Origin of the sequence: Novosphingobium sp. (assembly GCF_030696665.1) — a bacterium.
GTDB lineage: Bacteria > Pseudomonadota > Alphaproteobacteria > Sphingomonadales > Sphingomonadaceae > Novosphingobium.
In genome coordinates this window covers 1-24,813 of record NZ_JAUYRV010000052.1, presented here as the reverse complement: position 1 = coordinate 24,813, position 24,813 = coordinate 1, and the positions used below count along the sequence as shown (strand labels likewise).

Annotated in this window: 16 protein-coding genes; 8 read left to right on the top strand and 8 right to left on the bottom strand. The window is 61.3% G+C overall.

Annotated elements, in window-relative coordinates; genetic code table 11:
• Positions 1 to 230 precede the first annotated feature (230 nt).
• From Q8R81_RS16450 to Q8R81_RS16435, 4 genes are all read left to right on the top strand, one after another.
• On the top strand, positions 231 to 1,421 hold the full coding sequence (locus Q8R81_RS16450) for an efflux RND transporter periplasmic adaptor subunit (RefSeq protein ID WP_305619607.1): 1,191 nt from the start codon (positions 231 to 233) through the stop codon (positions 1,419 to 1,421).
• 9 nt (positions 1,422 to 1,430) lie between these two features.
• Positions 1,431 to 4,634 (top strand): efflux RND transporter permease subunit, encoded by a 3,204-nt coding sequence (locus Q8R81_RS16445; RefSeq protein ID WP_305619606.1) that lies wholly within the window; start codon positions 1,431 to 1,433, stop codon positions 4,632 to 4,634.
• A 122-nt stretch (positions 4,635 to 4,756) separates the two neighbouring features.
• On the top strand, positions 4,757 to 5,962 hold the full coding sequence (locus Q8R81_RS16440) for a DUF445 domain-containing protein (RefSeq protein WP_305619808.1): 1,206 nt from the start codon (positions 4,757 to 4,759) through the stop codon (positions 5,960 to 5,962).
• Positions 5,959 to 6,501 carry a GNAT family N-acetyltransferase gene (locus Q8R81_RS16435; RefSeq protein ID WP_305619605.1) on the top strand — a complete coding sequence of 181 codons (543 nt, stop codon included), beginning with the start codon at positions 5,959 to 5,961 and terminating at the stop codon, positions 6,499 to 6,501. Before Q8R81_RS16440 ends, Q8R81_RS16435 begins: the two co-directional genes overlap by 4 nt.
• On the opposite strand, the gene Q8R81_RS16430 is transcribed toward Q8R81_RS16435, so the two are convergent.
• From Q8R81_RS16430 to Q8R81_RS16415, 4 genes are all read right to left on the bottom strand, one after another.
• Complete coding sequence (locus Q8R81_RS16430; protein WP_305619604.1) at positions 6,485 to 8,158, bottom strand: ATP-binding protein; 1,674 nt, start codon at positions 8,156 to 8,158, stop codon at positions 6,485 to 6,487. The two genes, Q8R81_RS16435 and Q8R81_RS16430, sit on opposite strands and share 17 nt — an antisense overlap.
• Before the next feature lie 144 nt (positions 8,159 to 8,302).
• Complete coding sequence (gene groL, locus Q8R81_RS16425; protein ID WP_305619603.1) at positions 8,303 to 9,946, bottom strand: chaperonin GroEL; 1,644 nt, start codon at positions 9,944 to 9,946, stop codon at positions 8,303 to 8,305.
• Positions 9,947 to 9,995: 49 nt separating this feature from the next.
• Positions 9,996 to 10,283: a co-chaperone GroES gene (gene groES, locus Q8R81_RS16420; RefSeq protein WP_231466322.1), complete on the bottom strand. Its 288-nt coding sequence runs from the start codon at positions 10,281 to 10,283 to the stop codon at positions 9,996 to 9,998.
• A 167-nt stretch (positions 10,284 to 10,450) separates the two neighbouring features.
• Positions 10,451 to 11,827: an MATE family efflux transporter gene (locus Q8R81_RS16415; RefSeq protein ID WP_305619602.1), complete on the bottom strand. Its 1,377-nt coding sequence runs from the start codon at positions 11,825 to 11,827 to the stop codon at positions 10,451 to 10,453.
• Between the two features lie 132 nt (positions 11,828 to 11,959).
• Here Q8R81_RS16415 and Q8R81_RS16410 point away from each other — a divergent pair, with 132 nt between their 5' ends.
• Entirely contained in the window at positions 11,960 to 13,381 is a 1,422-nt protein-coding gene (locus tag Q8R81_RS16410) for an ATP-binding protein (RefSeq protein WP_305619601.1), read from the top strand.
• A 13-nt stretch (positions 13,382 to 13,394) separates the two neighbouring features.
• Here Q8R81_RS16410 and Q8R81_RS16405 read toward each other — a convergent pair whose 3' ends face one another.
• From Q8R81_RS16405 to Q8R81_RS16390, 4 genes are all read right to left on the bottom strand, one after another.
• Complete coding sequence (locus Q8R81_RS16405) at positions 13,395 to 13,871, bottom strand: hypothetical protein (RefSeq protein ID WP_305619600.1); 477 nt, start codon at positions 13,869 to 13,871, stop codon at positions 13,395 to 13,397.
• Between the two features lie 132 nt (positions 13,872 to 14,003).
• The gene (gene rplL / locus Q8R81_RS16400) at positions 14,004 to 14,375 is read right to left on the bottom strand and encodes a 50S ribosomal protein L7/L12 (protein ID WP_305619599.1); all 372 of its coding nucleotides are present in this window, start codon (positions 14,373 to 14,375) and stop codon (positions 14,004 to 14,006) included.
• A 63-nt stretch (positions 14,376 to 14,438) separates the two neighbouring features.
• Positions 14,439 to 14,951: a 50S ribosomal protein L10 gene (gene rplJ / locus Q8R81_RS16395; RefSeq protein WP_305619598.1), complete on the bottom strand. Its 513-nt coding sequence runs from the start codon at positions 14,949 to 14,951 to the stop codon at positions 14,439 to 14,441.
• Between the two features lie 459 nt (positions 14,952 to 15,410).
• Positions 15,411 to 16,301, bottom strand: a complete 891-nt coding sequence (locus tag Q8R81_RS16390; protein WP_305619597.1) for a hypothetical protein — start codon at positions 16,299 to 16,301, stop codon at positions 15,411 to 15,413.
• Between Q8R81_RS16390 and Q8R81_RS16385 the strand changes: the two genes are divergently transcribed.
• The 3 genes from Q8R81_RS16385 to rpoC form a co-directional block, all read left to right on the top strand.
• Complete coding sequence (locus Q8R81_RS16385) at positions 16,285 to 16,797, top strand: hypothetical protein (protein ID WP_305619596.1); 513 nt, start codon at positions 16,285 to 16,287, stop codon at positions 16,795 to 16,797. The two genes, Q8R81_RS16390 and Q8R81_RS16385, sit on opposite strands and share 17 nt — an antisense overlap.
• Before the next feature lie 5 nt (positions 16,798 to 16,802).
• Positions 16,803 to 20,978, top strand: a complete 4,176-nt coding sequence (rpoB, locus tag Q8R81_RS16380; RefSeq protein ID WP_305619595.1) for a DNA-directed RNA polymerase subunit beta — start codon at positions 16,803 to 16,805, stop codon at positions 20,976 to 20,978.
• 90 nt (positions 20,979 to 21,068) lie between these two features.
• On the top strand, positions 21,069 to 24,813 hold a 3,745-nt coding region (gene rpoC, locus Q8R81_RS16375), incomplete at its 3' end, for a DNA-directed RNA polymerase subunit beta' (protein WP_305619594.1).

Here is a 24,813-nt window from a genome sequence, read left to right as displayed (position 1 = left end):
CACGCCATCCGTTTTGGCGTAAGTCCTTCGTCGAGACGGAATTGCGCCTTGTCGGATCGGGGTCTAATACACGTGCCTGACCTGTCATGGCGGGCGTTGCCGCAATGCTTGCGGCCAGTGCGTTATGAATGTAACACACCAACTCGAGCAACAAGGGGCCAGTCCTCGCTGCGGTACGGTAGTATGCCAATGTGGTAGATTGCCGGGACGGTACGATGGCAGGGAAAAGCATGAATTACGAAACGACCATTGATGCCGAGGGCGCGCAGGCTGTGAACGATCTGGCTCTGAACGATTTTGATGGAGAAGGTGGCGCGCGGCGGTCCCGTCGGCGCATCTGGATCATTGCTGCTGTCGTTATCGCGGTGCTGATCGGTGCGTGGTACTTCATGCATGGCAGCGCCACGCCCGGAGCCGAGAGTGACGCCAGCGAACAATCGCAGGTCGTGACTGTGGTCGTGCCCGGGCAAACCACCATATCCGGCATGATTTCGGCCAGCGGCACGATTGCCGCGCGTCGTGAAATGCCGGTCGGCGTTGCTGGAGAAGGTGGCCAGATCACGCGTGTGCTGGTCGATGCCGGTGACTGGGTTCAGGCCGGGCAGGTGCTGGCCGTGATTGACCGTTCGGTGCAGGGACAGCAGGTTGCCAGCCAAGCCGCCAATGTTGAAGTGGCTGCGGCGGACGGCCGGCTGGCGCAGGCCAATCTTGATCGTGCACTCAAGCTGGTCGAGCGTGGCTTCATCTCCAAGGCCGACGTTGACCGCCTGACCGCCACGCGCGATGCCGCTGTGGCCCGGGTGGGTGTGGCGCGCGCCGGGCTGGGTGAGTTGCGGGAGCGGGCAAATCGGCTCAATATCGTGGCACCGGCTGCGGGCCTCGTGCTGACGCGCGCGGCTGAGCCGGGTCAGATCGTCAGCTCGGGCAGCGGCGTGCTGTTTTCGTTGGCGCGCGACGGGCAGATGGAAATGCAGGCACGGCTGGCGGAATTTGAACTGGCGAAGCTGTCGGTTGGTGCAATTGCTGAAGTCATCCCGGTCGGCTCGGCTCGCACCTTTACCGGAGAAGTGTGGCAACTTTCGCCAACCATCGACCAGACCTCGCGCGAAGGCATTGCCCGCATCGCGCTTACCTATGACAAGGCGCTACGGCCCGGCGGATTTGCCAGCGCCAAGCTGCGTTCGGGCACGATTACTGCGCCGTTGCTGCCTGAATCAGCGATCCTCAGCGATGAAAAGGGTTCGTTTGTCTATGTCGTCGACAAGGACAACGTCGCCCAGCGCCGACCGGTGAAGACCGGTGAAGTGAACGCGCGCGGGATTGCGGTGATTGAGGGGCTTTCCGGCAACGAGCGGATCGTGCTGCGCGCAGGCGGGTTCCTCAATCCGGGTGACAAGGTTCAGCCGGTGCTTGCGAAGTAAGGACCGGGCATGAACTTTCAGAACATCTCGGCCTGGTGCATTCGCAACCCGGTCGTCCCGCTCGTCCTCTTTATCGGACTGACGCTGGCGGGCCTCGTGTCCTTCATGCAGATGAAGGTGCAGGACAACCCGGACATCGAATTTCCCATCGTGATCGTGCAGATCTCGCAGCCGGGGGCGGCTCCGACCGAGATCGAGAACCAGATTACTCAGCGTGTTGAATCGGCTGTCCGCTCCATTGCGGGCGTCGATACGCTGACCTCTACTGCATCGGAAGGCAGCAGCCAGACGCAGGTCCAGTTCAAGATCGGGCAGGACATCAACGCGGCGGTTAACGAGGTGAAGAATCAGGTTGACCAGATCCGGTCTGACCTGCCCGAAGGCATTCTTGAGCCGCAGGTGTTCAAGGTCGAAACGTCGTCGAACCCGATCGCTTACTTCGCCGTCGCCGCTGACGACATGACCATCGAGCAGCTATCGTGGTACATTGACGATACCATCGCCAAGCGATTGCTGGCCGTGCCGGGCATGGCTGAAGTCAGCCGATCAGGCGGGGTAAGCCGCGAGATTGCGGTGACGCTAGATCCGGCGCGGATGAACGCACTGGGCGTGACGGCGAGCCAGGTCAACGCAGCGCTGCGTCAGGTTAATATCAACGCGGCCGGTGGCCGCACAGAAGTGGCTGGATCGCGCCAGTCGGTGCGTGTGTTGGGCAATGCGCGTTCGGCCTTCGATCTGTCGCAAACCGAGATCACGCTGGGCGGCAACCGCACGATCCGCGTGGGCGACGTTGCCGATGTGCGCGATGCCTACAGTGAACTGGCCTCGATCTCGAAGTTCAATGGCAAGCAGGTTGTCACTTTCTCGATGTCGCGCGCGCGCGGCGAATCCGACGTGTCTGTCTATGAAGGCGCGTTGAAGGAGATGGACCAACTGGTGAAGGAGCAGGGCGGCAAGATCCACTTCGAGCTGCTGTTCACTTCAGTCACTTACACCAAGGACCAGTACCGGTCCTCGATGAATGCGATGGTCGAAGGCGCGGTCCTTGCGGTCATCGTGGTGTTTTTCTTCCTGCGCGATTGGCGGGCGACGATCGTGTCGGCCGTGGCCATTCCGCTGTCATCCATCCCGACGTTCTGGGTGCTCGATCTGATGGGCTTCACGCTCAACCAGATGTCGCTGTTGGCACTAGGCCTGGTGGCCGGTGTTCTTGTCGATGACGCTATCGTCGAGATCGAGAATATCGTCAGACACATGCGCATGGGCAAAAGCGCGTATCAGGCGGCGATTGACGCGGCCGACGAAATTGGTCTTGCGGTGGTGGCGACCACGTTCTCGATCGTGGCGGTGTTCTTCCCGGTGGCGCTGATGCCCGGTGTTTCGGGGCAGTTCTTCAAGAACTTCGGCCTGACCGTGGTTATCTCGGTGCTGTTCTCGCTGCTGGTGGCGCGCATGATCACGCCGATGATCGCGGCCTATTTTCTGAAAGCGCATGGCGAGGCCGATCACGGGGGCGGGCCGTGGATGGACAAGTACATGAAGGTGCTGTCCTGGTCGCTCGATACCGCAAATGCGAAGGCCTATCGTGCCGAACATCCGCGCCGCCGTTTTCGCGCGCGCGTGCGCGATCACCGGCTGTGGATGATGGGCATAGGCTTTGTTGCCCTGATGCTCACGCTTGTATTGTTCGTGACGATTCCTTCGCAATTCTTCCCTGACAGTGACAGTGATTCCAGCACGGTTACGATCGAGATGGTGCCTGGCACCACGCTTGAGCAGACCGAGCGGAAGGTTGGCGAGATCGTTGCTTTGCTGGGCAAGCAACAGGAAGTTGAATCTCAACTGGCTTCGGTACGTGAAGCGCGGGGGAACATTTATGTCAACTTGCGCAAGGATCGTGAACGTACGAGCCTCGATTTCGAACGCGAGCTGACGCCGCAGTTGCAGAAGATTCCTGATGTTCGCATCAACTTCCAGACGCAGGGTCCGGGTGGGCCGGGTGGTGGATCGGGCCGACCTATCAGCATCATGCTGGCCGGATCGAACCCCGAACTGTTGCAAAAGACCGCACAAACGCTGGTTGACGAGATGAGCGCTCTGCCAATGGTTGTGGCGCCGCGCATCAGCGCCGACTTGCGTCGTCCTGAAGTGATCATCACGCCAAGGCTTGATCTTGCCGCAGATCTTGGCGTGACCACGCAGACGCTGAGCCAGGTCATCCGTATCGCCACACAGGGCGAGATTGACCAGAACAGCGCCAAATTCTCCCTGTCAGACCGGCAAGTGCCGATCAGGGTGAAGCTGCCGGTGGAATCGCGCCGCGATCTTTCCACTATCGAGAGCCTGCCTGTGCCAACGGCGTCGGGCGGTTCGGTGCCGCTGTCGCGCGTTGCCGAAATCACGTTCGGGTCAGGGCCGACCCAGATCCAGCGCTACAACCAGAGCCGCCGCGTTTTTGTGGGGGCAGATTTGCCGCTTGGCGTGGTCAAGGGCGATGCGATGGCCGCGATCATGAAGCTGCCGGTGATGAAGAATCTGCCGCAAGGTGTTTCAAACACAGCGGCGGGCGAGGACAAGTTCCAGGCCGAGATGCTTGAAGGGTTCATCATCGCGGTCGTGTCGGGCATTCTGCTGGTGTTCTCGGTGCTGATCCTGCTTTACCACCGGTTCATTTCGCCGCTGGTCAACATGGGTTCGCTGTTTCTTGCGCCGCTGGGCGGATTGCTGATGATCTGGGTTCTGGGGCAGCCGCTGTCACTGCCGGTGTTCATCGGCATTCTGATGCTGTTCGGCATCGTGGCGAAGAACTCGATCCTGCTGATCGACTTTGCGCTGGAAGAAATGGCGACCGGCAAGGATAAGTTGGAGGCAATTACCGAGGCCGGGCACAAGCGTGCGCAGCCGATTATCATGACCACAGTCGCGATGGTTGCCGGCATGATCCCGACGGCGGTTGCGGTGGGTGGCGATGGTGGCTGGCGTGCGCCGATGGGCATTGTGGTGATCGGCGGCCTCACGCTGTCGACCGCGCTGACATTGTTGATCGTACCAGCCGGATTCAGCCTTGCCGATGGTCTGGAAAAGCGCATCGGTCCGTGGCTGGCACGGCACGTTCTTGGCCATGAGCCAGAGCCTTCGCCCGCCGCCAATCCTGCATCGATTGTCCCTGCCCGGCGGAACGAACCGGAGCACGAGGCATTTCCGGCGGAGTGATCGCTGAAACCCCAAAGCCTGCCGAGGCATCCGCCCCGGCCCCGCGCGAATTTGTCCGCCCCCGTTTCAGGCGCGCGCTGCCGATGCATTCTGGTGCACTACCGGTAGACCGCGCGCGGCGGATGCGCGTTGTGGCCACGTGTCTGCTGCTTGCGATGGCGGTGATCTATGCGGTGACGCGGCAGTATGAGGGGCTGCACCCGGCGGTCGGCTTCGTGCGTGCATTTGCCGAGGCAGCGATGGTCGGCGGGCTGGCTGACTGGTTTGCCGTAACCGCGCTGTTCCGCCACCCGCTTGGCCTGCCGATCCCGCACACCGCGATCATTCCTGAAAACAAGGACCGCATCGCCGATACTATGGCGGCGTTCCTGCAGAGCAACTTCCTTACCGCGCCGGTCGTCGCGCGGCGCATGGGTGCGGTAAATGCGGCGGCGGCGATCGGCGCGTTCCTGTCCGATCCGCGCACCGGGCAAAGCCGTTTGCGCGATGGCGCGGCCGGGCTGGTGGCTGATGTGCTCGAATCGCTCGATCCCGATGAACTTGGCGGTCTCGCCAAGGGCGCGTTGCGCGGCCAGCTTGAAAAGCTCGAACTGTCGCCATTGCTCGGTCAGTTGCTTGGCGCAGCGATCGCCGATGGACGGCACATGCCGGTTATCGAAAGCCTTATCCGCAAGACCGCCGAGACGTTGGAGGCCAATGAGCCACTGATTCAGGCGACGATTCACGAACGCGCCAATGCCATCCTGCGCTGGACCGGGCTGGACGAGAAGCTGGCCAATGGCATTCTTGATGGACTGTACAAGCTGCTCGCCGAGACGCTGGTCGTGCCTGATCATCCGGTCCGGCAGAAGATCGAGGAAGGGCTGGCCGCGCTCGCCCACGATCTGGTCCACGACGCTGAAATGCGGGCGCGCGTCGAGAATATGAAGCAGGAGGTGCTCGCCAATCCGGCCTTCGCGCGCTGGCTTGATGCTTTGTGGGAGCGCGGACGCGTTAAGCTGCTGCAGATGGTGCGCAATCCGCAGGGCGCGCTGGGGGGGCAGTTCGGGGCAAGCCTTTCCGAACTCGGCCGCGCCTTGCAGCAGGACGCGCGTCTGCAGCGTATGGTCAACCGGTTTGCTCGCCGCACGATGGTGGGCGTGGCTACGCGCTATGGGGCGCAGATCGTGCGGCTCGTGTCGGAAACGGTGAAGCGTTGGGACGCGCGCACGGTGACCGACCGGATAGAGGGGGCAGTGGGCCGTGACCTCCAGTTCATCCGCATCAACGGTACATTGGTTGGTGGGTTGGTCGGCCTACTGCTGCACGCACTGGACGTTGCCCTGTGACCCTCGATTGGCCGAAGATTAACACCGAAAGGCTGGCGTTGCGGCTTCCCGGGCCTGAGGACTACTTGCTCCTGCGCGATCTTGTGGCCGATCCCGAAGTCCACCGCTTTCTGGGACCGCGACCGCAGGATCCAACGACCGACATGTTCAGCCGCGCGATGCGTGCGGCCGGATCATGGCAACTCTATGGCTACGGCCTGTTCCTTGCGTTCGAGCGCAGCAGTGGCGCATTCGTTGGCCAACTTGGCATGTTCCGTTCGATGCGCGGGTTCGGCAAGGGGATGGACGATGTGGCTGAGGCAGGTTGGATCGTTGCGCGCGAACACTGGGGCAAAGGCTATGCGCACGAAGCGATGGACGCGTCGCTTGAATGGTTTGACAGGACGCAGGGAATTGGGCGGATCGCCTGCATGATCGAGCAGGACAACGCGGCGTCGGTGAAACTTGCAAACAAGCTGGGGTTCCGGCGCTATGACGAGCAACGCCTCGACGATGGCGTCCTGGTTGATCTGTTCGAGCGGGTCAGACCGGAGAGATAGTAGCGCCCAGCAGCAAGGCAGCTCGGCGTTGCAACTCTTCAATCGGGAATGGCTTGGTCAGAACATCAATGCCCGGTTCCATTGTTTCCTTTTGCAGGACGACAGTATCGGCATAGCCGGTAACGAACAGCACTCCGAGCCCGGGCTTCCGCCGCCGTGCCTCATCGGCAACCTGACGCCCGTTCAGCCCACCGGGCAGCCCAACATCGCTAATCAAAAGGTCAATGTCCGGCAGCGTATCAAGCATGGCGAGCGCCGAAGCGCCATCGGCAGCTTCTATGCACCGTACGCCGATCAGACCAAGGCCATCAACCATCATCATCCGCACGGTCGGCTCGTCATCCACGACCAGCACCGTAGCGCCGGAAAGGGCATGGTTTACGCGCACGGGGTCTATGGGTGCTGCCGGTTCTACTTCGCCATGATGGCGCGGCAGATAGATCCGAACTTGCGTGCCCTGACCAGTCTGTGAATCCGGGTCGGCTTGCGAACGGATGCGGACCAGACCATTGCTCTGCCGGGCGAAGCCATAGACCATAGACAAGCCAAGGCCGGTGCCTTGGCCCGTAGGCTTGGTGGTAAAGAATGGTTCGAACACCCGGTCAATGTCTGCCGCAGCGATGCCGACGCCTGTGTCGCTTACGGTGATTGTCACGTACTGACCCGGATCAAGGCCGCGCTTGCCACCTTCCACTTCATCAAGCGACACGTTGAGCGTCGAAATAGTCAGCCGCCCGCCATCCGGCATGGCGTCGCGGGCGTTGATGCACAAATTCAGCAGCGCATTTTCGAGCTGGTTGGCATCCACCAGCGTCGGCCAGAGCGCCGGGTCTATCTCCATTTCGACAGTAACTGCAGGCCCCATCGTGCGGCGCACCAGATCGATGAAGTCTTCGACCAGACAATTGACCGCTGTTGGTCGGGGTGACAGTGTCTGGCGGCGTGAAAAGGCCAGCAGCCGATGGGTGAGCGCGGCGGCGCGGTGTGCCGCGCCCAACCCGGCATCGATATAGCGCGGCACGTCTTCGGTGCGGCCTTGCTCTGCGCGCTTCCCAACCATTTCGAGTGCGCCGGTGATCCCGGCAAGCAGGTTGTTGAAATCATGTGCGAGGCCGCCGGTCAGTTGGCCGACAGCCTCCATCTTCTGGGCCTGCCGCAGAGCACTCTCGGCACGCTCACGCTGGGCAAGTGAATCGGCCACACGCTGTTCAAGCGTTTCGTTCATCTGGTGCAATGCACGTTCGGCGTTTACCCGTTCGGTCACATCTTTGAAAAGCACTGCCACGAGCCGGTCTTCAAACGCACCGATGCGGAAAGACGAGACTTCAAGGTGGCGACCAGTTGCAACAAGTTCGTTGCGAAAGCGCAGCCTTTCGCCGGTATGCAGTACCTTGCCGTAAAACGCGATCCAATCGTCAGCCTCGTCAGGCACCATCTCGCGAAGATAACGCCCGGTCACGTTGGGAATGCCGGTGTGACGTTCGTAAGCGGGATTTACAAGGACGTGAACATAGTCGCTCAAGGGGCCGTGGGGACCGTCGACAAACTCGATCACACAGAACCCGTCGTCCATGTTTTCAAACAGGATACGATAGATTTCGCGATCAATGGCCGCCGCCTTGCTTACCGTGCGCGTCGTCACGAACCCGTCGGTCACAGGGGTTGCTTGCTTTCACGGAACGACACGGCAGAGTTCATCCAACGTCAAACGCTGCTCGACGCATGTGGTTCCCGGACAGAAAAAGGGCCGGGCAGATTTCTCCGCCCAGCCCGTTTTTCTGTCAGCAAAAGCTGCGTGGACTTAGAAGTCCATGCCGCCCATGCCGCCCATGCCGCCACCCATCGGGGGCATGGCAGGCTTGTCATCCGGACGGTCGCTGATCGCCGCTTCCGTGGTGATCAGCAGGCCCGAGACCGAAGCTGCATCCTGCAGCGCAGTACGAACGACCTTGGTAGGATCGATCACGCCAGCGGCCTTCAGGTTTTCATAGACGTCGGTCGAGGCGTTGAAGCCCTGATTTTCGTCATTTTCGCGCAGCAGGTTGCCTGCGACAACGGCGCCATCGTGGCCAGCGTTCGTTGCGATCTGGCGCAGCGGGGTCTGGATTGCACGACGGACGATGTCGATGCCCTTGGTCTGGTCGTCGTTTGCACCCTTGAGGCCTTCGAGAGCCTTGGTTGCATAGAGCAGAGCGGTACCGCCACCGGGGACGATGCCTTCTTCGACCGCAGCGCGGGTTGCGTGAAGCGCGTCATCGACGCGATCCTTGCGTTCCTTCACTTCGACTTCGGTAGCGCCGCCGACCTTGATCACGGCAACGCCGCCAGCAAGCTTGGCAAGACGCTCTTGCAGCTTTTCACGGTCGTAGTCCGAAGTGGTGACTTCGATCTGCGCACGGATCTGCTCAACGCGGCCCTTGATTTCGTCAGCCGAACCAGCACCATCGACGATCGTGGTGTTGTCCTTGTCGATCGTGACCTTCTTGGCCTGACCGAGCATGCCGAGGGTTACGGTTTCAAGCTTGATGCCGAGGTCTTCGGAGATCATCTCACCAGCGGTCAGCGTGGCGATATCGCCCAGCATCGCCTTGCGACGATCACCAAAGCCCGGTGCCTTGACGGCAGCGATCTTCAGGCCACCGCGCAGCTTGTTGACGACGAGGGTAGCAAGCGCTTCGCCTTCGATGTCTTCGGCGATGATCAGCAGCGGACGGCCCGACTGCACAACCGCTTCGAGGATCGGCAGCATCGCCTGCAGCGACGACAGCTTCTTCTCGTGGATCAGGATGTACGGGTTTTCGAGTTCGACCGTCATCTTTTCCGGGTTGGTGATGAAGTAGGGCGACAGGTAGCCGCGGTCGAACTGCATGCCTTCAACGACATCGAGTTCGAATTCGAGGCCCTTGGCCTCTTCCACGGTGATCACGCCTTCCTTGCCGACCTTTTCCATGGCCTGGGCGATCTTTTCGCCCACTTCCACGTCGCCATTGGCCGAGATGATGCCAACCTGTGCGATTTCAGCCGAACCCGTAACCGGGGTCGAACGTGCCTTGAGGTTTTCAACGACCTTGAGGACGGCGATATCGATGCCGCGCTTCAGGTCCATCGGGTTCATGCCGGCAGCGACCGAGGTCATGCCTTCACGAACGATGGCCTGTGCCAGCACGGTGGCGGTGGTGGTGCCGTCACCGGCTGCATCATTGGCCTTCGAAGCCACTTCGCGCAGCATCTGGGCGCCCATGTTCTCGAACTTGTCCTTGAGTTCGATTTCCTTGGCGACGGTGACGCCGTCCTTGGTGATGCGCGGTGCGCCGAAGCTCTTGTCGATGACCACGTTGCGACCCTTGGGGCCGAGCGTGACCTTGACTGCATCAGCGAGAATGTCGACGCCGCGCAGAATGCGTTCGCGGGCGTCACGGCCGAACTTTACGTCCTTGGCTGCCATGTTGATTTCCTTTGGATATCTGGATTGGTAGGTCGGAAAATTCGGGTGATCAGCCGATCACGCCAAGAACATCCGATTCCTTCATGATCAGCAGGTCTTCGCCGCCAACCTTGACTTCGGTGCCGGACCACTTGCCGAACAGAACGCGGTCACCGACCTTGACGTCCATCGGGGTGATGGTGCCGTTTTCAGCGCGGGCACCGGTGCCAACGGCAACGATTTCGCCCTCAGCGGGCTTTTCCTTGGCGCTGTCGGGAATGATGATCCCGCCTGCGGTCTTTTCCTCGGCTTCGACGCGGCGTACCAGCACGCGATCGTGCAACGGACGGAATGACATGGGTTTGCTCCCTCTTCCATATTAAAAAATGGGCCTTGGCACTCTCAGGGGGAGAGTGCCAGCGGGCGGGATATGGGTCTATGCCGGTGGGGCGTCAATGGGTTTGGCGCAGATTCTTTTCACGCCGATGAACGATGTGGCGTGATGTCGACGGCGAAGCGCCGATGTCAGGCGGGGAGCAGGCCGATACGCCCGCGCATGCTCCAGCGCCACAATAGCAGCCCGGCCACGAAGATCAGCCCGACAAGCAAACCAATCCACACGCCAAGACCACCAATGGGCGTGAACAGGCCCAGCCACAGTGCGGTGCAGACGCCCGGCACCCAATAGCCAAAAATCGCAATCAGCATCGGTACACGCGTGTCCTGCAGCCCGCGCAACATGCCCGCGCCCACGGCTTGTGCGCCGTCAAACAGCTGAAACGCCGCGGCGACGACCATGTATTGCAACGCCAGCTCAACCATCCGCGCGTTTTGCGGCGCGGCAGGATCGATGTAGAGGTGCAGGAGCTGGTACGGGACCGCCAGCATGATCGCGGCAGAAATTGCCATGAAGCCGATGCCCAGCTGCGTCGCGACGCGCCCGGCCAATGCAATTCCAGCACTGTCACGTGCGCCATAGGCGAGGCCGACGCGGATCGTAGCCGCCTGGCCAACACCAAACGGTACCTGAAACGCGATGGCGGCGAACTGCAGTGCCACGGTGTGCGCGGCCAGTTCAACTTCACCGATGCGGCCCATCACGAACGCTGCACCGTTGAACATGCCGGCTTCGGCAATGATCGTGCCGCAGATCGGCAGGCCGATGCGCAGGACATCTGCAAAGCGCTTCCATTCAGGCTTCCACCAGCGGCCAAGCAGGCGATAGCGATGCAGGCGGCGGTCAAAACGGATGACAAGCACGAAGGCAAGAAGCATCGCGGTGGTGGTGATCACGCTGGAAATGGCGGAGCCTTGCAGGCCCAGCTCGGGCGCGCCAAGGTTGCCGAACACGAACATCCAGTTGCCGATCGAATTGACCACGACCGCCATACCGGTGATCGCGGTGCCAATTCCGGGGCGACCAAGCGTTGCGACCACGGTGCGCAGCAGCGCTGCCATGACCGCCGGAATTGCGGCAAGGCTCAACACCGCAAGAAACGGAACGGCGCGCGCGATTACGCCGGGGTCTTGCCCGGTCAGGCGCATCAGCGGACCGCCCAACAGGCATACGGCCATCGCCACCAATGCGGCGAGCAGCCCGGCCCATCCCGTCATGCGCACGGTGCGGCGCACTTCGCGCACGGCGTGGCGGCGACTGCCAAGTTCTGCGGCGATCAGCGGGGATGCCGCGCCGACCAGCCCGGTCATCGACCAGATCAACAGGCCGAACAGCGAAACCGAAAGCGACGAGGCGGCCAGCGCTTCTGGCCCGAGCCGCGCGACGAAGACAACGTCGACCGCGAACACCGCCATCTGCAGCAGATTGGCACCAACCAGCGGCGCGGCGAGGCGGAGCATCGCGCGCAGTTCGGTGGACCATCTGTTAGGCGGATTCTCGAACATGGGCAGCGGGGCATAGGGTGAGTGTGGCGGCAAGGAAAGCTGAATGTCCGGCAGGTTGGCCGCCTGTCACAAATCGCGTCCGAGCGGTCATGCCTGTTGACCGTATTGTCTCGTGGTGACAGCTTGACCATTATGGAGAGAGTCGCTGATCCAGCGCGAAAGGCGCGCGGACGAAGGGATGATTCCGCCGCGCGGCCATCAGGCCTGTGGGGTGGCCTGTTTTCACGTATCGAGAATCACTGGCATCACGGACCTAATCTGTCGCGGCTTGCCGTGCGTGCGGCGACGCTTCTGCTTCTACTGGCCGCCGTGCAGGCGATCGCCAGCCTCGCGTTCTACAATGTGATCGACAAGGAAACGCTGCGCGAGGACCATGCGCGGCGCGTGGCGGAATTGCTGGTGGTGAGCCAGCGGCTTTACGAATTTGCACCCGATGAACTGGCGCGCACCATGAGCACCAGCCATCTCGAAGTCGAACTGGCTGACGCTCCCCGCGCCATATCTGGCCGCAGCGAACAGATGGTTGGCGAGATCCACGGCCATATCCTGCACTGGGAGCCGACACTTGCGGGCAAGCGGCTGATTCTCGGGCTGGAGCCTTCACGCTTTGGCTATGGCAATCTGGTTGGCGCGATGCAGTTGCCCGATGGACACTGGCTCAATTTCCGCTCGCTCGATGTGACATCGGGCTGGCCGATAGCGCTGCGTGCCACGGTCCTGACGCTGATCACGGCGGTGGTCGGCTTTGCGCTCGCGCTGTGGTCACTACGAATTATCACGCGGCCCTTGCGTGAACTGACCGATGCGGCTGATGCCATCGGGCAGGGCATGGTCGTGCCGGTGCAGGAAAGTGGACCGGACGATCTGCGCAGCCTTGCACGGTCGATGAACACCATGCAGGCCCGCATCGCTGCAACGATGGAGGATCAGGCGCGCTCGTTCGAGGCGATCAGCCATGATCTGCGCACGCCCCTTTCGCGCGTGACGATTGCGGCTGACTTGATCGATGATGCAGAGATCGCCGGACTGGTGCGCGATAGCACGCACGAGATGGAAGCCATGCTGATGTCGCTCCAGCAATACTTGCGCGCGCAGCATATCGCGGCGGAACCTGAAGCGGTCGATCTGGGGCAAGCTGTCGCAGATCTTCTAGGGGGCCAGTTTCCAGGACAGGCAAAGCTTGAGGCCGCGCCGGACGCGACCGTCCAGACTTTCCGGGAGCCGCTGGTGCTGGCGCTGAAGGCTTTGGTCGAAAACGCCATTCATTACGGCGGGTTTGCCGACGTGCAGATTTTGCCTGAAGCCGATGGGCGCTGGATCATCGCGGTCGAAGACACCGGTCCCGGCATTCCCGAAGACCAGTTCGAACGCATTCTTGCGCCGTTCTACCGGATCGATGAAGCACGGGCGCGCGACACGGCAGGCTTTGGCCTTGGCATTCCGACCGCGCATCGCCTGTTGCAGCGTTTTGGCGGCGGGCTTGCGTTTGCGCGTGCGGCAGGTGGGGGGCTGCGGGTTGCAGTGACGGTGCCGATTCCGCCTGAGCTGGGTTAGGCTACGTCCGCCTTCAGGCCATCGGAGCGCTGTGTTCCACATCGCGTTGCTGCAGGGCCTTGCGGCGCCGTGGCGGTACATCGTTGCTGGTTGCGCGCAATTCGTGCAGCCGTGCCTCGGCCTTCTTGAGCGCATCGGCCACCCTTTCGTCAGCCAGCGCGGAAATGCACTCGTAATCCTCGATGATGCTGCGCACGGCTTGGGTCGTGCGCTTGTAGGCGCTCAGATAGGCGTCGCAGTTGAGACCCCGGTTGAGCGCGACTGCCGCCGCGCCGATGAAGCTGAACATCGGGACGAGTGTCGAGTCCGCAGGCAGTTCGGCCAGCGAAAACGATCCGGCTGCGACGGGGAAGACGATACTGACGATCTGAAGCGGCCAGCTTCCGGCGCGCACCATGATCAGCCAACGGCGCAGGCTGCGGTCTTCATGCTCAAGCTGTTCGACTCTGCTTTCGGCAAAACGGCGATAGCGCTCGATATCGGCAGCCATGAATTCCCCCCTGCATGTGCAGCGCGACAATGTCGCAGCAGGGCCAAGCCGCCAAACGAAAAAGGCGGAGCCGAAGCCCCGCCTTTCCCATCCACGAGTGCTTCAAGACACCCGCGAAACTTGTAGAGAAGATTACTTGATTTCGACGGTGCCGCCGGCTTCTTCGATCTTCTTCTTGATGTCTTCGGCTTCAGCCTTCGACACGCCTTCCTTGACAGCCTTCGGAGCTGCTTCAACCAGCGCCTTGGCTTCGGTCAGGCCGAGCGAGGTGATTGCGCGGACTTCCTTGATGACCTGGATCTTCTTGCCACCGTCGCCGGTGAGGATCACGTCAAATTCGGTCTTTTCTTCGACTGCTTCGGCAGGAGCAGCGGCAGGGCCGGCAACTGCAACAGCAGCAGCGGCGCTAACGCCCCATGCTTCTTCAAGAGCCTTGGCAAGGTCAGCGGCTTCAAGAACGGTCAGCTTCGACAGTTCAGCGACGAGATTGGCGATGTCAGCCATGATAATTCACTCCTGATTTGTTTGTGTCCGGTGGCAGGGCCACCGGCGAGAAATCGAACAGTCTTATGCGGCTTCCTTGGCGTAGGCACCAAAGACGCGGGCCAGCTTGGCTGCCGGAGCAGTCGTGAGCTGGGCGATCTTCGTGGCCGGAGCCTGGATGAGGCCGATGAGCGTGCCGCGCAGTTCGTCGAGGCTGGGCATGGACGCGAGCGCCCGGACACCGGCTTCGTTGAGAACGTGCGAACCCATTGCACCGCCGACAATTTCAATCTTGTCGGTGGTCTTGGCGAACTCGACTACTGCCTTGGCGGCAGCAACCGGGTCGGCGGACGCCGCGATTGCGGTAGGACCGGTGAGCAGATCACCCAGACCTTCGTAATCGGTGCCCGCGACGGCAAGCTTGGCAAGACTGTTCTTCGCAACCTTGTAGGTAGCACCCGCTTCACGGATCTTGTTGCGCAAGGCGGAGGACTGAGCCACCGTCATGCCGAGGTTGCGGGTGATGACCACCGCGCCGGCCCCGGAAAAGACCTCGTTAAGGAATGCGACCGATTCGGCTTTCTGCGAACGATCCATGCCTAACTCCTTCACAAATGACTGCGCAGGGAAACCCCGTGCAGTCGGCTACGTATGTCGGTGACCCGAAGACCACCGGCGAGTCCATTGACAAGGGAAGGAGGTGCGCCCGGAAACGGAAGTCCAGTGGCGCGGTTGGCGCTGCGATCCCAAACAGGAGCGAAGGGCCTGAAACTCTTTTCCCCGCCTAGGCTGGAAATTAAGTGCAGGCAGATCCCGCACACCAACTGTCTCGGACGGATGATCGGCGCGCATTGCTGTGTGCCGATCGATGCGGGCCAATGAAGGATTAGGGTTGGAGAGTCAACCAATGCTTGTCAGCAGTGCCGCTTCGGCAGGCCGTGGCGTTGGCACCACAACGAAAAGAAGCGACCCGGTCCGGGGTTGCCGGACTGGATCGCTTCCCTTCACCACGACGTGGCGGTCGGTGAAGTCATTCGGCGATGAAGTGATTTTGGTTCAGGCGTCGACGAGCGATCGCTCGGCGGGTGCGGCAATGGGTACTCTTGGCGCTACTCGCATCGACGAAGCTACACTTGCCTGCGCCGGGGTCGATTGGGCGGGCATCGACTGGAGGATCAAACGAGCGCGGCGGCGGCGGGCCTTGCGCGACGTGAACGGATTGGCCGCATCCGGGCTGGCGGCAACCATGCGATCAAGTAGGGCCTCGCGTTCGCTTGCACTAGAAGGCGCCACCGGAGGCATGGCCGCGACGGTCGGCGTGTAGGCTACGGTGGGGCGCGGGGCAGCGACGGTGCGTTGCATGGCCGGTCGTGCGGGCGAGACGACTACTGGCGGCACAAAATCAACGTCATCTTCGTAAGGGCGACGGCGACGACGCAGTGCCATCGCTACGCCACCCAGCACAAGAATGCTCGCGCCGAGGCCGACCGGCAAGGCCCAGTCGGGCGCGGTATCGGTGCTGGAGGAAGTGACGCTTTCAGGCGGAGCGAAAGCAGGCGCGGCCTCAACCGGCTCAGTGGCCGTCTCAACAACGGGAGGTGCCGGTGCAGGTTGTGCCGCCGCGGCGACGGGGGTTGGCCGCGCAGTCTGTGTAATGGCGGTCTGTGTGGCAGGAGTTGCCCGCGACGATGCGCTGCGCGGTGCAGCTACAGTCGCTGTGCGCACTTCCGCAGCGGGTGCGGGGACCACAGGCGCGACCCCGGCCGGAGCGGAAACGGCGCGAGGCTCCGGCAGTACGATTGTCGGCATGGGGATCGGAGCCGGGGCCGGGGCCGGGGCAGCCGGATCGACGGTCGAACTGAGGACCGGAGCCGGGGTTGTGGGCAGAACAACTTCTTGTGCCTGCACCATTGCGGAAGAAAGCATCAGCATGGCTGCAATCGTCATGGTGTTGCGGGGCGATGTCGAGTTGAAATGTGTCATGCACCGAAAACGCGATGAAGTGCGATTCGGGTTCCATCTTGGCGATGAAGCGAGAGTTTCTTGCCTTCGAATTGAAATTCGCACCATTGAATCACGAAATAGAAGCAAGTTTTCTGAACAACTGTTCATGGACCTTGCATGTTTGCGCAAATACTTGCCAACACCCAATCGTGTCTGGCGCTTCGCACGCGCTCCGATCCAACAAGGCTTTGACTTCGTGCTGGCCCACACCTATATGCCAGCCCTGTCCTTTGCTTCGAGCAAGGCTGTCCCATGCGCGGGGGATGGCCACGGAAGGAAGCGAAGGGCTTTACCATCTGACGCAAAAGGCTGCGGGCCACGGCTTCCGTTGAACGGAATGTTGTGCGCTGTGCGGCCTTTTCCCGTTTGGTGGCGCCACATGCTGCGCGTGGCAGAATTTCGCCGGTTTTCCGGCAGTTTATTGAGAAGAGGCTCGTAACCTTTATGGCTACCTTGGCGACGTCTACCAAGACTCCCGGCCGTCCCGGCGTGAAGAAGCGGATCCGCAAGATCTTCGGTGACATTCACGAAGTCGTGCAGATGCCGAACCTGATCGAAGTCCAGCGCGAATCGTATGAGCAGTTCCTCCGCTCCGATCCGTCGACGGGCTATGTTTCGGGTCTGGAAAAGACACTGCGTTCGGTTTTCCCGATCCAGGATTTTGCCGGCACCGCCAGCCTCGATATCAAGGAGCGTGACGGCTACGTCCTCGAAGCGCCGAAGTATGACGTGAACGAATGCCGTCAGCGCGGCATCACGTATGCTGCGCCGATGAAGGTCACGCTCAAGCTCGCCACGTTCGAAGTGGACGCCGAGACCGAGACCAAGTCGCTCATCGATATCAAGGAGCAGGACGTTTACATGGGCGATATCCCGCTCATGACCGAGAACGGCACCTTCTTCATCAACGGTACCGAGCGCGTGATCGTGTCGCAGATGCACCGTTCGCCGGGCGTGCTGTTCGATCATGACCGGGGCAAGACCCACTCGTCGGGCAAGTATCTGTTTGCCGCGCGCGTGATCCCTTACCGTGGTTCGTGGCTCGATTTCGAATTCGACGCCAAAGACATCGTCAACGTGCGCATCGACCGCAAGCGCAAGCTGCCGGTCACCGCGCTGCTGCACGCGCTGGGTCTGGCTGACGAACAGATCCTGCACCACTTCTACGATATGGTGTCGTGGGCGCGCGCCGAAGGTGGCTGGAAGGTGCCTTTCGTGCTCGAACAATGGCGCGGGTCGAAGCCGATGTTCGACATCGTCGATGCCAAGTCGGGCGAAGTGATCTTCCCCGCAGGCACCAAGATTTCGCCGCGCGCTGCCAACAAGGCGGCCAAGGATGGTCTCGAGGCCCTGCTGATCCCGACCGACGAAATTTTCGGTCGCTATGCGGCGCGTGACCTGATCGATGAATCGACCGGCCGCATCTGGATCGAAGCTGGTGACGAAGTGTCGCCGGAAAACCTCGACATGCTCGACAAGGCCGGGATCGATACGCTCGAACTGCTCGACATCGACCACATCTCGACCGGTCCGTGGATCCGCAACACGCTGAAGGCCGACAAGGCCCCTGATCGTGACCACGCGCTGGCCGACATCTACCGGGTCATGCGTCCGGGCGAACCGCCGACGCGCGAAACCGCTGAAGCGCTGTTCGACGGCCTGTTCTTTGATGGCGACCGTTACGACCTTTCGGCCGTGGGTCGCGTCAAGCTCAATATGCGTCTGGCGCTGGAATGCGAAGACACGGTCACCACTCTGCGCACCGAGGATATCCTCGCGGTCGTCAAGGAACTGGTGAACCTGAAGGACGGCAAGGGCGAAATCGACGACATCGACAACCTCGGCAACCGCCGCGTGCGTTCGGTGGGCGAACTGCTGGAAAACCAGTACCGCGTCGGCCTGCTGCGCATGGAACGCGCCGTGAAGGAGCGTATGTCCTCGGTTGACGTCTCCACCGTCATGCCGAACGACCTGATCAACGCCAAGCCCGCCGTGGCTGCGGTGCGTGAATTCTTCGGCTCCTCGCAGCTGTCGCAGTTCATGGACCAGACCAACCCGCTGTCCGAAGTGACGCACAAGCGTCGTGTTTCGGCCCTCGGGCCGGGCGGTCTCACGCGTGAGCGTGCAGGCTTCGAAGTGCGCGACGTTCACCCCACGCACTATGGCCGCATCTGCCCGATTGAAACGCCGGAAGGCCCGAACATCGGTCTGATCAACTCGCTCAGCACCTTTGCGCGCGTCAACAAGTATGGCTTCATCGAAACGCCGTACCGCAAGGTCATCGACAATAAGGTCACCGGTGACGTGATCTATCTGTCTGCGATGGAAGAGCAGAAGCACACCGTCGCGCAGGCTTCGGCCGAACTGACGGCAGATGGCTCGTTCGTCGAAGAACTCGTCTCGGCCCGCCAGAACGGCGAATTCGTGATGAGCCCGCGCGATCAGGTTACGCTGATGGACGTTTCGCCAAAGCAGCTGGTTTCGGTTGCAGCATCGCTCATTCCGTTCCTGGAAAACGATGACGCCAACCGCGCGCTCATGGGATCGAACATGCAGCGTCAGGCCGTGCCGCTGATCAAGGCGGATGCGCCTTTCGTCGGCACCGGCATGGAAGAAACCGTCGCACGCGATTCGGGCGCTGCCATCTCGGCACTGCGTTCGGGCATCGTCGATCAGGTTGACGCCACCCGCATCGTGATCCGCGCTTCGGGCGATATCGAACCCGGCCAGTCGGGTGTCGATATCTACCGCCTGCAGAAGTTCGAACGCTCGAACCAGTCGACCTGCATCAACCAGCGTCCGCTGGTGAAGGTGGGTGATCTGATCGAGAAGGGCGACATCATCGCCGACGGTCCTTCGACCGAGTTCGGCGAACTGGCGTTGGGCCGCAACGTGCTCGTCGCGTTCATGCCCTGGAACGGCTACAACTATGAAGACTCCATCCTGATCAGCGAACGCATCGTGAAGGAAGACGTCTTCACCTCGATCCACATCGAGGAGTTCGAAGTCATGGCCCGCGACACCAAGCTTGGGCCAGAAGACATCACCCGCGACATTCCCAACGTCGGTGAGGAAGCTCTGCGCAACCTCGACGTAGCGGGCATCGTCTACATCGGCGCAGAAGTTCACCCCGGTGACATCCTCGTCGGCAAGATCACCCCCAAGGGTGAATCGCCGATGACGCCTGAAGAAAAGCTGCTCCGCGCAATCTTCGGTGAAAAGGCCAGCGACGTGCGTGACACTTCGCTTCGCCTGCCGCCGGGCGTTGCCGGCACGATCGTCGATGTGCGCGTGTTCAACCGTCACGGCATCGAGATCGATGACCGTACCCGCGCGATCCAGAACGAGGAAATCGAACGCCTCGCCAAGGACCGTGAGGACGAACGCGCCATTCTCAACCGCGCGACCTTCAACCGCCTCAAGGACATGCTGATCGGCCAGGTTTCGGCCGCAGCCCCCAAGGGCATCAAGAAGGGCGAAGAGATCGACGAGCAGACCCTGTCTGACGTCGAGCGCTATGAATGGTGGAAGTTCGCCGTCGCCGATGACGCGCGCCAGCAGCAGCTGGAAGCGGTCAAGGCGCAGTACGATACGGCTGTGAAGGCGATCAGCGAGAAGTTCGAGGACCGCAAGGAAAAGCTCGAGCGTGGTGACGAACTGGCACCGGGCGTGCTCAAGATGGTCAAGGTCTTCGTGGCGGTGAAGCGCAAGCTGCAGCCGGGCGACAAGATGGCCGGCCGTCATGGCAACAAGGGTATCATCAGCCGCATCCTGCCGCAGGAAGACATGCCGTTCCTCGAAGACGGTACGCCTGTCGACTTCGTGCTCAACCCGCTGGGCGTGCCTTCGCGCATGAACGTCGGGCAGATCTTCGAAACGCACCTTGGCTGGGCCGCACGCGGCCTTGGCAAGCGGATCGGTGCAGCGCTCGACGAATGGCGCGAAGCCAACCCGAACCCCGAAGCCGGCCAACCACCCGAAGCGGTGCGTGAGCTGCTTTCGGAGATCTACGGCAGCAACTACACTGCCGAGATCGCCGCGCGCAGCGACGATCAGATCATCGACTTCGCCCAGTCGGTGCGCCTCGGCGTGCCAATGGGTTCGCCGGTGTTCGATGGCGCGGTGGAAAAGGACGTGACCGACATGCTGCGTCTGGCCGGGCTGGATGAATCGGGTCAGGTGACGCTGTTCGATGGCCGCACGGGCGATGCCTTTGACCGCAAGGTGACCGTGGGCATGAAGTACGTGCTCAAGCTGCACCACCTTGTCGACGATAAGATCCACGCACGTTCCATCGGGCCGTACTCGCTCGTCACGCAGCAGCCGCTGGGTGGTAAGGCGCAGTTCGGTGGTCAGCGCTTCGGCGAAATGGAGGTCTGGGCACTTCAGGCCTATGGCGCGGCCTACACGCTGCAGGAAATGCTCACGGTGAAGTCGGACGATGTCGTCGGCCGCACCAAGGTTTACGAAGCGATCGTCAAGGGTGACGATACCTTCGAGGCCGGCATTCCCGAGAGCTTCAACGTGCTCGTCAAGGAAATGCGCTCGCTGGGCCTCAACGTCGAACTGTCGTCGATTGACGATACCGACGATGACGGCGTCGCGATCGCGGCGGAGTAAGGATCATGGGCGGCGGCTGCGCTGCCGCCCACCCCTTCGCACCGGAATTCACGTCCAACGCCTCGCACTGAGGCAAGGGAACGGCACCAAATGAACGACCTGACCAAATTCACCAACCAGATCGCCAAGCCCGAGACATTCGACCAGATCCAGATCGGTCTTGCCTCGCCCGAGCGCATTCGCAGCTGGTCCTTCGGCGAAATCAAGAAGCCGGAAACCATCAACTACCGCACGTTCAAGCCTGAGCGTGATGGCCTGTTCTGCGCGCGCATCTTCGGCCCTGTGAAGGACTACGAGTGCCTGTGCGGCAAGTACAAGCGCATGAAGTACAAGGGCGTCGTCTGCGAAAAGTGCGGCGTCGAAGTCACCGTCACGAAGGTGCGCCGTGAGCGCATGGGCCACATCGAACTGGCCGCGCCGGTTGCGCACATCTGGTTCCTCAAGTCGCTGCCATCGCGCATCGGCCTGCTGCTCGACATGCAGCTCAAGATCCTTGAGCGCATTCTGTATTTCGAAAGCTATGTGGTTACCGAGCCGGGCCTGACCCCGCTTGAAAAGTACCAGACGCTGACCGAAGACGAACTGCTCGACGCGCAGGACGAGTATGGCGAAGACGCCTTCTCGGCCGATATCGGCGCGCAGGCGGTCAAGCACATGCTGATGAACCTCGATCTGGTTCAAGAGCGTGACGATCTGATGGAAGAGCTGCGGACCACCAAGTCCGAACTCAAGCCCAAGAAGATCATCAAGCGCCTCAAGGTCGTGGAATCGTTCATCGATTCAGGCAACCGCCCGGAATGGATGATCCTCGATGTCGTGCCGGTCATCCCGCCAGAACTGCGCCCGCTGGTGCCGCTGGACGGTGGCCGCTTCGCCACGTCGGATCTGAACGACCTCTACCGCCGCGTGATCAATCGTAACAACCGCCTGAAGCGTCTGATCGAACTGCGTGCGCCGGACATCATCGTCCGCAACGAAAAGCGCATGCTTCAGGAAGCCGTTGACGCGCTGTTCGACAACGGCCGCCGTGGCCGCGTGATCACCGGTGCCAACAAGCGTCCGCTGAAGTCGCTGTCCGACATGCTCAAGGGCAAGCAGGGCCGCTTCCGCCAGAACCTTCTGGGCAAGCGCGTCGACTATTCCGGCCGTTCGGTCATCGTGACCGGCCCTGAATTGAAGCTGCACCAGTGCGGTTTGCCCAAGAAGATGGCGCTCGAACTGTTCAAGCCGTTCATCTATGCGCGCCTTGATGCCAAGGGTCTTTCGATGACCCTGAAGCAGGCCAAGAAGTGGGTCGAAAAGGAACGCAAGGAAGTCTGGGACATCCTGGACGAAGTGATCCGCGAACACCCTGTGATGCTGAACCGTGCGCCTACGCTGCACCGTCTTGGCATTCAGGCGTTCGAACCTGTTCTGATCGAAGGCAAGGCGATCCAGCTGCACCCGCTCGTCTGCTCGGCCTTCAATGCCGACTTCGACGGTGACCAGATGGCCGTCCACGTGCCGCTTTCGCTGGAAGCCCAGCTTGAAGCGCGCGTGCTGATGATGTCGACCAACAACATCCTGTCGCCAGCAAACGGCAAGCCGATCATCGTGCCTTCGCAGGACATGGTCCTGGGCATCTATTATCTGTCGATGGACCTTGCCAACGAACCCGGCGAGGGCATGATGCTGGCCGACATGGCCGAAGTGCATCAGGCGCTGGAAGTGAAGGCGGTAACGCTCCACTCGAAGATCATCGCTCGCGTTCCGCAGACCGACGAGAACGGCAAGCAGTACCTCAAGCGTTTCGAAACGACGCCGGGCCGCATGCTCATCGGCGAATGCCTGCCCAAGAACCACAAGGTGCCGTTCGACGTCGTCAATCGCCTGCTGACGAAGAAGGACGTCGGTGACGTGATCGACGAAGTCTATCGTCACACCGGCCAGAAGGACACCGTGCTGTTTGCCGACGCGATCATGTCGCTCGGTTTCCGCCACGCGTTCAAGGCCGGCATCTCGTTCGGCAAGGATGACATGATCATCCCCGACAGCAAGGATGCGCTGGTTGCCGAAACCAAGGAACTGGTGGCCGATTACGAGCAGCAGTATCAGGACGGCCTGATCACGCAGCAGGAAAAGTACAACAAGGTGATCGACGCCTGGAGCCGTTGCGGCGATCAGGTGGCGAATGCCATGATGGAAGAGCTGAAGTCCTCGCCCATCGATCCGGAAACGGGCCGCCAGAAGCCGATCAACGCGATTTACATGATGTCGCACTCCGGCGCACGTGGCTCCCCGGCGCAGATGAAGCAGTTGGCGGGTATGCGCGGTCTGATGGCCAAGCCTTCGGGCGAGATCATCGAAACGCCGATCATCTCGAACTTCAAGGAAGGTCTGACCGTTCTTGAATACTTCAACTCAACCCACGGCGCTCGTAAGGGCCTCGCGGACACCGCGTTGAAGACCGCCAACTCGGGTTACCTGACTCGCCGCCTTGTCGACGTGTCGCAGGACTGCGTCGTGATCGAGGAAGATTGCGGCACCGAACGCGCGCTGGAAATGCGCTCGATCGTTCAGGGCGGCGCTACCATCGCATCGCTGGGCGAACGCATCCTTGGCCGCACGCTGGCCGAAGACATGGTCGAAGCCAAGAGCGGCGAAGTCGTGGCTTCGAAGGGCGATCTGCTTGACGAACCAGCGATCACCCGGATCGAAGCAGCGGGCTTCCAGTCGGCACGCATCCGCTCGCCGCTGGTCTGCGAAGCGACGATGGGTGTTTGCGGCAAGTGCTACGGACGCGATCTTGCCCGTGGTACGCCGGTCAACATCGGTGAAGCTGTTGGTGTTATCGCTGCGCAGTCGATCGGTGAACCGGGCACGCAGCTGACCATGCGTACCTTCCACATCGGTGGTGCAGCGCAGGTCAACGAACAGTCGCACCTTGAAGCGATCAGCGACGGTACGGTGATCTATCGCGACATCCCGACGATCATGGACAAGCGCAACCGTCGCCTGTCGCTCGCCCGCAACGGTGAAATCGTCCTTATGGACACCGATGGCCGCGAACGTGCGATCCATCGCGTGCCTTATGGTACGCACCTGCTGAACGAAAACGGCGCAACGGTTACTCAGGGCGAACGTCTGGCTGAATGGGATCCGTTCACCACGCCAGTGATCACCGAAAAGCCGGGTATCGTGCGCTATCAGGATCTTGTCGACGGCAAGACCCTGACCGAAGCGACCGACGAAGCCACCGGCATGTCGAGCCGCGTCGTGACCGAAAACCGCGCGGGCAACCGGGGCAAGAAGGAGGATCTGCGTCCTCGCTTGACCCTGTTGGATGACGATTCGGGCGAAGCTGCACGTTATCTGATGGCGCCGGGCACGACGCTTTCGGTCGAGGACGGCCAAAAGGTCGAAGCGGGTGACATTCTTGCCCGTGCTTCGCGTGAAGCTGCAAAGACCCGTGACATCACCGGCGGTCTGCCGCGCGTTGCCGAACTGTTCGAAGCTCGCAAGCCGAAGGACAATTCGATCATCGCCAAGATCGCTGGCCGCATCGAATTCGTGCGGGACTACAAGGCCAAGCGCAAGATTGCGATTATCCCGGAAGAGGGTGATCCGGTCGAGTATCTGGTGCCGAAGAGCCGCGTGATCGACGTGCAGGAAGGCGACTATGTCAAGAAGGGCGACAACCTGATCTCGGGTTCGCCTGATCCGCATGACATTCTGGAAGTGATGGGCGTTGAGGCTCTGGCCGAATACCTCGTTGCCGAAATTCAGGAAGTCTATCGCTTGCAGGGCGTGAAGATCAACGACAAGCACATCGAGGTGATCGTTCGCCAGATGCTGC